The 9,848-nt window shown below is 59.4% G+C and carries 13 protein-coding genes; 6 read left to right on the forward strand and 7 right to left on the reverse strand.

What is annotated here, in order from left to right; translation table 11 throughout:
• Window positions 1-19 precede the first annotated feature (19 nt).
• The 5 genes from HCN58_RS02040 to HCN58_RS02060 all read left to right on the forward strand — a co-directional run bounded on the left by HCN58_RS02040 (window position 20) and on the right by HCN58_RS02060 (window position 3,878).
• Window positions 20-1,183, forward strand: a complete 1,164-nt coding sequence (locus tag HCN58_RS02040; RefSeq protein WP_171577697.1) for a helix-turn-helix transcriptional regulator — start codon at window positions 20-22, stop codon at window positions 1,181-1,183.
• 363 nt (window positions 1,184-1,546) lie between these two features.
• Window positions 1,547-2,494: a bile acid:sodium symporter family protein gene (locus HCN58_RS02045; protein ID WP_171577698.1), complete on the forward strand. Its 948-nt coding sequence runs from the start codon at window positions 1,547-1,549 to the stop codon at window positions 2,492-2,494.
• 129 nt (window positions 2,495-2,623) lie between these two features.
• Entirely contained in the window at window positions 2,624-2,845 is a 222-nt protein-coding gene (locus HCN58_RS02050) for a hypothetical protein (protein ID WP_171577699.1), read from the forward strand.
• Between the two features lie 74 nt (window positions 2,846-2,919).
• Entirely contained in the window at window positions 2,920-3,267 is a 348-nt protein-coding gene (locus HCN58_RS02055; RefSeq protein ID WP_171577700.1) for a hypothetical protein, read from the forward strand.
• 83 nt (window positions 3,268-3,350) lie between these two features.
• Window positions 3,351-3,878 carry a DUF6647 family protein gene (locus HCN58_RS02060; RefSeq protein WP_171577701.1) on the forward strand — a complete coding sequence of 176 codons (528 nt, stop codon included), beginning with the start codon at window positions 3,351-3,353 and terminating at the stop codon, window positions 3,876-3,878.
• Between the two features lie 14 nt (window positions 3,879-3,892).
• On the opposite strand, the gene HCN58_RS02065 is transcribed toward HCN58_RS02060, so the two are convergent.
• Both HCN58_RS02065 and HCN58_RS02070 read right to left on the reverse strand, forming a co-directional pair.
• Window positions 3,893-4,108 (reverse strand): hypothetical protein, encoded by a 216-nt coding sequence (locus HCN58_RS02065; RefSeq protein ID WP_171577702.1) that lies wholly within the window; start codon window positions 4,106-4,108, stop codon window positions 3,893-3,895.
• A 530-nt stretch (window positions 4,109-4,638) separates the two neighbouring features.
• On the reverse strand, window positions 4,639-4,914 hold the full coding sequence (locus HCN58_RS02070; RefSeq protein ID WP_235983296.1) for a tyrosine-type recombinase/integrase: 276 nt from the start codon (window positions 4,912-4,914) through the stop codon (window positions 4,639-4,641).
• On the opposite strand from HCN58_RS02070, the gene HCN58_RS35515 reads away from it, so the two are divergent.
• Window positions 4,828-5,067 carry a hypothetical protein gene (locus tag HCN58_RS35515; protein WP_235983355.1) on the forward strand — a complete coding sequence of 80 codons (240 nt, stop codon included), beginning with the start codon at window positions 4,828-4,830 and terminating at the stop codon, window positions 5,065-5,067. The genes HCN58_RS02070 and HCN58_RS35515 overlap by 87 nt on opposite strands.
• 67 nt (window positions 5,068-5,134) lie before the next feature.
• Here HCN58_RS35515 and HCN58_RS02075 read toward each other — a convergent pair whose 3' ends face one another.
• From HCN58_RS02075 to HCN58_RS02095, 5 genes are all read right to left on the reverse strand, one after another.
• On the reverse strand, window positions 5,135-5,497 hold the full coding sequence (locus HCN58_RS02075) for a c-type cytochrome (RefSeq protein ID WP_171577703.1): 363 nt from the start codon (window positions 5,495-5,497) through the stop codon (window positions 5,135-5,137).
• A gap of 132 nt (window positions 5,498-5,629) precedes the next feature.
• Window positions 5,630-5,992: a c-type cytochrome gene (locus HCN58_RS37025; protein ID WP_311966758.1), complete on the reverse strand. Its 363-nt coding sequence runs from the start codon at window positions 5,990-5,992 to the stop codon at window positions 5,630-5,632.
• Window positions 5,993-6,264: 272 nt separating this feature from the next.
• On the reverse strand, window positions 6,265-7,062 hold the full coding sequence (locus HCN58_RS02085) for a substrate-binding domain-containing protein (RefSeq protein WP_235983341.1): 798 nt from the start codon (window positions 7,060-7,062) through the stop codon (window positions 6,265-6,267).
• 25 nt (window positions 7,063-7,087) lie between these two features.
• Entirely contained in the window at window positions 7,088-8,968 is a 1,881-nt protein-coding gene (locus tag HCN58_RS02090) for a methanol/ethanol family PQQ-dependent dehydrogenase (RefSeq protein ID WP_171577706.1), read from the reverse strand.
• A gap of 107 nt (window positions 8,969-9,075) precedes the next feature.
• Window positions 9,076-9,825, reverse strand: coding sequence for a GlcG/HbpS family heme-binding protein (locus HCN58_RS02095; protein ID WP_171577989.1), 750 nt, complete (start codon window positions 9,823-9,825; stop codon window positions 9,076-9,078).
• Between the last annotated feature and the right edge of the window lie 23 nt (window positions 9,826-9,848).

Raw genomic sequence — 9,848 nt, forward strand, 5'->3', positions numbered from 1 at the left:
CGGCTAGGGAGGGCTCTACGTGATCGGTTTGGACGGTGTCTCCGCCCGGGAGCTGTCGGACACGATCGGCGCGATCTATGATTGCGCGCTCGATCCAAATCAGTGGCCAGACACTTGCCGGAAGATTGCCGATCTGTGTGAAAGCACAGCGGGCGGGATATGCGTTCATGATATGCGGCACGTGCAAAATGATCAGTTGTTCGTGTTCGGATACCAGCCGGAATTCCTGGAAAAGCTGGGAAGCCAATATGCACAAAGTCCAATGGCAGCAGCGGACATCGTCTCGAAGATCGGTGATGTCAGTGCTCTCTCCATGATGCGCCTCGAATTGTTGGGAAGCCGTTTCGCTCGAGAAGTGCTCGAGCCGTTCGGACTACTGGACATAATCTGGTTCCCGGCGTTGCGGACTGGCGGTCGCATGGCCTCCATGCATGCCTCACGGAGCGGAAAGGCGCCGCATTACCAACAGCTCGAGATCGGGCTGCTCAAGCTTCTTTCCCCGCACGTCTGCCGTGCCCTCGCCATCTCGGATGCGCTCGATATCAGGGCACTGAGGTCGGAGATGCTGGAAAAAACGCTTGATGCACTCGTCACAGGTGTCTTCCTCACGTCACGCGATGGCCGCGTCGTCTATATGAATGCCGCTGCCGAGAGGCAGGTCAAAACCGGCAACTCCATTCGCATCGTGAACAACCGGATTTCTCCCACCGATCCCGCCACGCGCGCTGCGCTGTCGACGGCCATCGACAAGGCGTCGCGCGACGATATCGACTTGGATACGAGCGAGCATTCCCTTGCGATCCCGGATATCGAAGGCGCCGGCTATGTCGCAACCCTGCTTCCGGTCGATCGCGGTCAGCGCAGCGGCATTATCGCGCCATTTGCAGCATCGGTAGCAGTGTTCACAAAGGATCCTGCTGAGGCGCCGCTGATGCCGGGTGAGGCTTTTGCCAGGCTTTACGGGCTGACCGGCGGCGAACTCCGCGTGCTGCTGGCCCTTACCCAGGGGTTGGGTGCCAAGGAAGCAGCCGACATGCTCGGCATCAGCGAACCGACCGCACGCACCCACCTGCAGCACATCTTTTCCAAGACCGACACCACCCGGCAGGCCGATCTGCTGCGCCTTTTGCAGAACTCGACGCCTCAGGTTCGGTCCCCACAGCAGCCTGTTCATTATTCCTGAGGCGGCCTGTTTCTTCATCGGCCCCGGGCCCTGTGGGACCGGCGCAATTGCAATTTGGCCGGGCCCCTTCGCCCGCGAAGACCACATCGCCATCATCCACACTGTCGGGCGGCACGGCCAGCGAAACGGCCGGCCGCGGAGGTGGTTTGCGTGGCCCACGGGCCCGGGCGTTACGATCGGAAGGCTGCGCACAACAACAGTACCAGTCTCATCGGTTCCGATGATGCGGCGGCTGCGGTCGATTGCATAACATCAAGCATCGCCAATCCGGGTGTCATGCGAGCCGTGCGCCGCACATTCCGGTCGCGAGAGTCTTGCAATCCGAAGAAGCAGTTCCGATGCGCACGCAAACGAGGAGCCGATATGTTCGTTGGCAAGATATTGTCCACGCTCGGCGGACAAGGACCGACGCTTCTGGTGATCTCACTTTGTGCGGGGCTGTTGATCCATCCCCTCGCTCATTTCGGCTATGATCTTTTGCCTGTCTCAGCATTCCTCCTGACACTTGGCTCGTTTCTAACTGCCGGTCTCGCTCCGTCCGAAGCCAGGATTCGTCTACCTTTGATAGCCCTAGTGCTTGCTTGGGTTGGCTTGGTGCTTCCTCTGGCTGCGGCCATTCTGCTGTCCTTTCTTCCGCTTGATCCTGCGCTGCGGGCCGGTGTCTTGCTTTCGCTACTGGCGCCGCCGGTCGGAAGCGCTGCCGCGATTGCGGGGATGCTTGGTTTGCGACCACGGCTCGCGCTACTCGCGTCCATTGCACTAACCCTGCTCACGCCGATTTCGATTCCGTGTTTTGCCACAGTGCTCGGACTCGGAATTGCATTCGATATGAGCGCGCTGGCTATCCGACTGCTCACCATCATCGGCGCTGCAGGCTTGGTTGCCTTTCTGACAATACGGTTCCGCCGACATCTGATCCCCGTTCTGCCCGATCAACGCGCTGCCACCGGGATCGCCGTCATTGGACTCATCATCGTCGGACTGGCGACGTCACAAGGAATTCGGGCCCACTGGATCAACAACCCGCTCAGCTTCGATGTAATGCTCGCTGCGGCAATCGTCGCCAACTTCGGACTGTGCGCGCTCGCTACTTTAATGTTCGCGAAACTGGGGCTGCAGACCGCCGGAACGATAGGCCTCGTGACCGGAAACCGTAACGTCACTCTGGTGTGGGCAGCAGCCAGCTTTGGTCTGCCATCTCTCGCGGAGGGCTACGTCGCTGCGAGCGTCATTCCGGTCCTCGCGCTTCCTCTAATTATCAAGCTTTGTCTCAGACTACCTTCCGTCGGCCGTTTGCTCCCGCAAAGCTGATGACTCAAAACGGGCATCCTTCGATCAGCACTCGCACGGGCCTCATTGGTTCCGATGATGCGGTGGCGGCGGTCGATTGCATAACATCAAGCATTGCCAATCCTGGGAATTGCAACCGAAGGAACCTTCATGCGCGCACATCCCGTTATCGCGGTCGTCACACTCATCCTGGTCGGGGTCGGGGTGAAGCTGACTTTCTTCTCCAGTCCGATTGCTGCTGCGGACGCAGGCTCCACCAAAAGCGCGAGCATCGACGTCGCCGGGATACACCGAGAGATCAAAGATCTTCCGGTGGAGAGTTTTCACGACATGACGTTTGTATTTCCAGTGGCGATTGATCGCGCGATCTAGCGCCTCCGAGACGCGGGCGTTGTCTTTCTTATTACTCACACCCGGAGCGGCAATCGATATCGAATGGTGAATATTTGAACGCCTCGGTTTTAAAAATCATCGCGGACCAACTGCCTCAGGAGGTTTTCTTGCAAATTTACAGAAACATGTTTGGTCACGCCGGCCATGACATTGCGCGGCGACGGACCTTTGGCGGGGTCATAGTAGGCGCAGGATTTGCCTCAGGCGACTATGATCTGCGCATCCCGGTGATCTTGGGGCTGCCTTTGACATGGTGGGAGCGCGCCTGCTTCCGGTCAAAACTGCGCGCGGATATCAGGGACAGATCTGATTTTCTACGCGATATCGGCATCGACGTGCTGGAAGCGCATGCTGAAGCGTGCCGCTTTTTCTGGCAACCGATTACGCTGAAGCGGCTATAATCGGTTCCGCGGCATCAGCGAATCCGATGACGCGGCTGACCGCGTCTATTGCCTGACATCGTGCACTGCCAATCCTGGCGCTCATGACCCTGCAACTGCCGCCATCGCGCGGCCAGTCGTCGAGGCCATTGGTTCCAAATATGCTGACAACGCCATCCGCGGCATTGCATCGCGCGGGGATTGCGATCTTGCTGCAGGTCGTTTCCTTGGATAGCCCGATCGCAATCTACATCGCATGGATCGTTGCCCAGACCGGTTTGTCGGCTCCCGATCATCCGCCGATCCACTTCGTGACACCGGCGGAAATGGCAATTCGACATGGCTCGCCGGAAAATAGCGGGCTGGAGTTGCAAGCGCTCTATAATCGCAACGAGGGCTCTATTTACCTGCCGCAGGAGTGGCGAACCAATGATCTGCGGCAGAAGAGCGCCCTGTTGCATGAATTGGTGCATCATGTGCAGCGGTTCAACAAGATGGAGTTGTCCTGTCTCGCCGCGCTTGAGCGCCAAGCCTACGACCTGCAAATCAAATGGCTGCGCGAACAAGGGGTGAACAATCCCTATGATCAAAACAAACGAGCTCAGCATCTACTTGGTAAGCACTTGTCGTGACGGATCATAGCCACTTACGACAAGAGCTGGTTCTCAACGATATCGGCAGGGTGAATTTGAGTGATCGACCGCGCGCGAGCCGGTGCAACTTCAATTGGCCGGATTTTGCCTGCAATCGCGCCGAACAGCCCTCTGTCGGGCAGGCGCAGGGGCGTTTTACAGATGGCGCAATGATCTAGTAGTGCCCGTGATTTGCCCGACGTGTCAAAATGTTTCGCAGAAGCATCCATGCCAGCGACCCCCTGTTACTTTGCATGGGGTTGTTTTCTATGTTTTAGTTCGGAGCGAGTATCGGCTTCGCCCGTAGCTTTGCTTTCGCTTCGCTCAAGCTACGCCGGACCCACGCTTCGCCCTCCAGGCCCCCGCGTGGCTGCGCCACGCTAGCCCGAAGGGCGAAGCGTGATGGGCCCGGCAGGACTCGAACCTGCAACCAGACCCTTATGAGCGGCAGACTATCGGTCACCTTCGTTGATTTTGCTGCGGTTTAGCCTGCGTTCGATCGAGTTGTTGCGTTTCGATGAGGTCATTTCTGGTGCGAAACTGGTGCGGTTGTCAGTTCGCGGTTCGGAGGTCATTGCTCAACAGCTTGGCCGTCGTCCTCTCAAGGCTGAAACAGGGGTTCGATTCCCCTAGGGAGCGCCATTACGCGGTTTCATCATTGTAATCCCTGCCATTTTTTGAGGTTCGTCCCACTTGTGGTTTCGGTGGGACACTGTGTGTACGTGATGTGTTCACATGTGCTGTCGCGCGTTGTGCCTCCTCATTTCAATTTCGACATAGCGGCATCGGCGGTCTTTTTGCGGCTTGCCGCCTTCGTGTAGCGTTCGACCTCCTCCAAAGTTTGGTGTCCCGTGATCGCCATGATCTCGTGCGGCGTCGCTCCGGATTCAGCGAGGGCCGTCGAGGTGGCTTTGCGAACGCCGTGGGCAGAGCAATGCGGGAGATCCGCTTGGCGACACCAGTCCTTGAACTTGTTCCCGAAGCCGTTGGCCGTGAAGGGCTTGCCAAACTGGGTGAGCAAGAAGGTCAGCTGCATATCGACCTTGGCAGCAGCGATACTCTTCGCCAGTTCCGGATGCAGCGGAATATCGATGTCGATGGGATTGCGGTGTTCGTTCTTTACCTGTCGGAAGCGGATTCTATTGTCGCGAATGTGCTGGCGGCCAAGGCGCGGACGAAAATCGGTTGACGGTGAGCGGTTTCTCCTCCTGAAGCAGAACTATCACCGGCCATAGCCGTAGTCTCGCGGCGGCCCATTATTTCAGGGTGTAAAGAAATGCGGTGATATCGCGGGAGTCCTGCGGCGTGATGCCCATCCAAGGCATGGCGTTGCCGGGTAGCGCCTTTTGCGGATCCTGAAGCCAGAGCGACATGTTTTCAGGGGAATTGCTGATAAACCCGGCAATGTAGGTGCGGGTACCGATATGCAGCAGCGGAGGGCCGACATTGCCGGTGGCCTCGGCAATTTTCGGAATCAGGTGGCAGCTGCCGCAGCCATATTGCTTGATCAGCGCGACACCGCGCTCCGGATTTCCTGAAAAGTTCACCGGGCCTTGCTGCGGAATCGCGTCGCACCCGAACAACAGGCATGCGCATGCTGTGGCGACGAGCGGACCCATTGCGTTCGAACAAGCTGCTCGCGATTTCCCCCCATGAAGCCGCTTCGGCAACATTCGCCTCCCGGTCACGATTAAATTGCGCCGTGGGGTCCACATCGTTCCTGATCCCTTGCTTCTCCTCCGCAAAGCAATCTAGGGCTTCTGGCCTGAGCCGAACTTCTTGGTGGCGGACCAAGGATCTGCGCTTGTCACGAGCTCCGCTGGAAGCTGCTCCACGTCCGGCGACAGCGGGGACGGCGCGAAGGTGCGGCCCCATTGCCGGTTCGGCTCATTGCTGATCTTGCCGATATAGGTGACGAGGTCCCAGATCATGGCGTCAGGGAGCACCGCGCCCCAGGCGGGCATTCCGTTCGGCCGTCCCTGATAGATCGAAAGGTAGATGTTTTCAGGGGCCGAACCGTAGATGAAGATGTTGTTGCTCAGCGCAGGCCCCATGCCGCCGCCGCCATTGTCGGCGTGACATCCGACACAATTGAAATTGATGAAATACTGCATGCCCCGGTTCAGTGCGTTGGGATCGCCTTGCGCAGGATTTTTGATCGCTGGACGTATTGGCGAAGCACCAGGCGCGAGATTACTGATAGGCACCTGCATGAAAGTACCGGGTTGCACATTGCCGACCGTCGCCCCGAAGTCAGGGCGCACCGAAACGCTGGGCTGTTGGGCTTGCTGGGATTGGGGGAGGCTTTGCTGGCCCGACGCCGGTGCGCCGGCCAGACCAACAGCAAGCGTGGATAAGGCTAGCTTGAGTGCGGCGCATCCCGAGATCATTGGCGGTCTCCATTAATGGAGGAGAGCCGATCCTGTGCGAGCGGCACGCCATATTCCGCCAGAAGAGCATTGATCTCAGCGCCGTTGCGCGTAATGAAATCGTTCAGCTGATCGTGCAGAGCATGATCGCCCTTGCGAACGCCCATGGCGATGTCGAACTGAAACTGCTGTGGCGCAAACCGCTCACCGCCTACTATTGGCGTCACGGTCAGCGGCACCCTGGATTGCTTTGCCGCATAGCCAGCCAGTGGACCCCACGCAGCCGCGACATCTATCTCACCATTTTCGACGGCTTCGATCAATCTTGCCGGCGGATTGCGCTCGCGGTAGTCGCCGTAGACCATGTAGCCGCGGACCCTTTCGACGATTCCCAGCTGCCCAAGCGCATGCGCGGGAGGCGTGTTGTTGCCGCCATCGCCGATCAGGTGCACACCAATCCTAAACGTGCGCAGCTGCGGGTCGTCGATCGCGTCGAGCTGGAGGTGACGCGCGGTCTGGCTGACAAAGACGTAGGTCGAGCGGTAATAGGGCTGCGTCGTTTCAACGAGATCGTAGTGGGCGGGTACGCCCATCACCAGATCGCAATCGCCGGCTTTTAGCGTGTGTCTGACGAAGCCGCGGCGCTGCGCCCACCAGGTGTAGCTGACGTTCTTGCCGAGACTAGAGGCCACCAACTCGGCAAGCTTGTTTTCGAAGCCCTCGCCTGCGCGATTTGAGAACGGTAAATTGTTCGGATCGGCGCATACGCGCAGCGTTCCCGCGTCTCCGGCAGCAGATGCCTGAGAGTTCAGCATCGCCAACGCGAACAGGAGCACCAAGCTAACGAGGTTGCGCATTGCTATTGTCCTGTGGTGCGGGGCGAGCGGCGTTGGCGGCTGCGCCCGGACCGAGCTTGAACACCAGAAGCTCACTGCCACCAGCGGTATAGAAAGGCAGATCCTGCGTCGCTCCGGCAAAACCCAGCGCGCCGTTGCGCACGCGCGGATCGACCTCGGCGTTCGCGACCACACCGGGCCATCCGCCAACGCCGGACAGGATCGCGACATATTGCTGACCGTCGGACCCCCGATAGGTCACTGGCTGCCCAATAAACCCCGACCCGGCGCGGAACTGCCATAAGACGTTTCCATTCCTGGCATCAACCGCTTTGAAGAGCCGGTCCATCGTGCCGTAGAACGTCACGTCGCCGGCGGTGACGAGCGCGCCGGTCCAGACGGGGAGGTTTTCGTGAATCTCCCATACTTTCTTCTTGGCTACGGGATCCCAGGCCATGAACTCGCCGCGGTAGCCGCCGGGGCCCGCATACATATCGACGGACGCCCCGACGAACGGAGTGCCCGCGATGTAGCCCACCTCGGTCGCCTTGAAATTCATGCACAGGTGCTGGTGCGGCACGTACAACAGTTTGGTCCGGGGCGACCACGCACTGGGCTGCCAATCCTTTGCGCCGGGTGCAGCCGGGCAGATATCGTTGATGGTCTGGCCTAGAAGTGGCGTTTTGTCGTCATTCGGAATGATTTTGCCCGTTTTCCGGTCGACGCCCTTGTAGGAATTTACATGGTCGTAGGCGTCGGCCGAGAGCACCTCACCTGTCGCACGGTCGATCACGTACATATAGCCGTTGCGGCCGGGGTGGATCAGGACCTTGCGCATGGCGCCGTTGATCTCGAGATCGACGAGAACATTCTCATTGATCTCATCATGATCGAACAGATCATGCGGATTGATCTGGTAGGCCCATTTGGCGCGGCCGGTGTCAGGATCACGCGCAAAGATGGCCGTGCTCCAGAGATTGTCGCCGCTGCGCTGGTTGGCATTCCATGGACTGGGATTGGCGGTGCCGTAGTAGATCAGGTTCAACTCGGGATCGTAGGAGATCCAGCCCCAAACGGTGCCGCCGCCGACTTGCCAGCGGTCGGCCGGCCAACTCGTGACGCCGAGATCCTTGCCCTTGAGGTTGTCATAGAAGGGTTTGAAATCATCGCTGATCAGAACGTCGCTATCGGGTCCAGTCGAATAGGCGCGCCACTTGATCGCACCGGTATCCGCGTCCAGTGCGGTGATCCAGCCGCGAACACCCATCTCGCCGCCGCTATTTCCGACCAGCACCTTGCCCCTGACAACCACCGGCGCCATCGTGATTGTCTCGCCGCGATTGATTTCGCCGAGCTTGGTGTGCCAAAGCTCCTTGCCGCTCTTGGCGTCGATAGCCACCGTATGATTGTCCAGCGTGTTCAAAAAGATCTTGCCTTGGTCGAAGGCCAGTCCGCGATTGACCACGTCGCAGCAGGCCACGCCTTTCGCGGCGGGCTCGGGCCGCGGGGCATAGGACCACCTCAACTCGCCAGTTGTAGCGTCTAGCGCAAACACCCGGTTCGGATAGGGGCCATCATAGGGACCAACGACATACATCATTCCGTCAACAATGATGGGCGCCGCTTCCTGTCCGCGATCGGCGCCGACCGAAAACGTCCAGGCGAGCTGGAGCTGTGATGCGTTTGAGGTGTTGATCTGGTCAAGCTCGCTATAGCGAGTATTGGCGTAGTCGCGCGCCGCCATCGGCCACTGGTTGGGGTCCTTCATTCGCGCTGCCAAATCGCCAGAGGGCGTTTGAGCAAACGCAAGGGTCGGAAACCATACCGCTCCGATCGCAATCCAGCCTGCTGCCGACGCTATCTTGCGAAGACAGGTCAAAATCATAAGGTCACTCCGCGCGACGCATCGATAGGTCGGACGGAACCTACAATCCTTCTACTCTGGTTTGGTTCCTCGCGCTGGGAACTATGACGTGAGGCGCGCGAGACGGCTTATCGAACTGCATTTCCCTGAACGCCTGCGCCAAGGTCGACGGCGATCTGATCTTCCTTGCCGTCGCATTTGGGATGACCGAATCCGGATGTGCTTTTCCCGTCCGGGCCGATGTCGTAGATGATCGCATCCTTCATGTTCGGATTGACGCCCGCCGGCACATGATCAAGCCCGAGGAGATGCCGCACTCGCCAAGCCACATTGTGATCGGCGCAGGCGCTGTCGCCGCTCACGCCAAGGCCACCGGCCGGCCCGTTGCTGTCGTAGAGGGCAAGCCCGCCACCGAACGCAATGACGCCGCCGAGCGGCTGGCCCACAAGGGGATCTTGCGATGTCCCGTATTGCGCGGGCTGGCCGGAGTAGAGCGCGGCCGCATTGGGCGGACTGCTCAGGGCGGCGCCGAACAGATAGCCGCCAGGTTGCGACTGAGCGTATAAATTGGCGGTCGCCATTGCCTTGTTCGCCAGGCTGAAAGCGTTTGCGGTGTTGGCTTTCTCCGCAGCGATGGCGCGGCTGCCCGGCCACTGGTCGTCAGCCTTGTTGCCGCTGAAGGCCACAGCGCAAACGATGCCGTCGCGGTTGACGACGGCCGCCCATTCATTGTTGTCGAGCCCACCATTGCTCGGGCCACCAGCCGGCCTAACGCTCTTCTTCAGAATGTCCGCCAAGCGGGCGTGGTCGACGGGGCATGATGGCTTGCCATCTGCGTTGTTCGGGACCTGCGCACTGGAAAACGATGTGCCCAGCATGACAATCAGCGCGATCGCTGCGG

The sequence above is a fragment of the Bradyrhizobium australiense genome (assembly GCF_013114825.1).
Lineage (GTDB): Bacteria > Pseudomonadota > Alphaproteobacteria > Rhizobiales > Xanthobacteraceae > Bradyrhizobium > Bradyrhizobium australiense.

Excerpts from the sequence above, each read along its gene's own strand:
- HCN58_RS02045 (WP_171577698.1), top strand. The coding sequence starts at position 1,547 with ATGTTCGTTGGCAAGATATTGTCCACGCTCGGCGGACAAGGACCGACG.
- HCN58_RS02050 (WP_171577699.1), top strand. The coding sequence starts at position 2,624 with ATGCGCGCACATCCCGTTATCGCGGTCGTCACACTCATCCTGGTCGGG.
- HCN58_RS02060 (WP_171577701.1), top strand. The coding sequence starts at position 3,351 with ATGACCCTGCAACTGCCGCCATCGCGCGGCCAGTCGTCGAGGCCATTG.
- HCN58_RS02065 (WP_171577702.1), bottom strand. The coding sequence starts at position 4,108 with ATGGATGCTTCTGCGAAACATTTTGACACGTCGGGCAAATCACGGGCA.
- HCN58_RS02070 (WP_235983296.1), bottom strand. The coding sequence starts at position 4,914 with ATGCAGCTGACCTTCTTGCTCACCCAGTTTGGCAAGCCCTTCACGGCC.
- HCN58_RS02075 (WP_171577703.1), bottom strand. The coding sequence starts at position 5,497 with ATGGGTCCGCTCGTCGCCACAGCATGCGCATGCCTGTTGTTCGGGTGC.
- HCN58_RS37025 (WP_311966758.1), bottom strand. The coding sequence starts at position 5,992 with ATGCAGTATTTCATCAATTTCAATTGTGTCGGATGTCACGCCGACAAT.
- HCN58_RS02085 (WP_235983341.1), bottom strand. The coding sequence starts at position 7,062 with ATGCTGAACTCTCAGGCATCTGCTGCCGGAGACGCGGGAACGCTGCGC.
- HCN58_RS02090 (WP_171577706.1), bottom strand. The coding sequence starts at position 8,968 with ATGATTTTGACCTGTCTTCGCAAGATAGCGTCGGCAGCAGGCTGGATT.
- HCN58_RS02095 (WP_171577989.1), bottom strand. The coding sequence starts at position 9,825 with ATGCTGGGCACATCGTTTTCCAGTGCGCAGGTCCCGAACAACGCAGAT.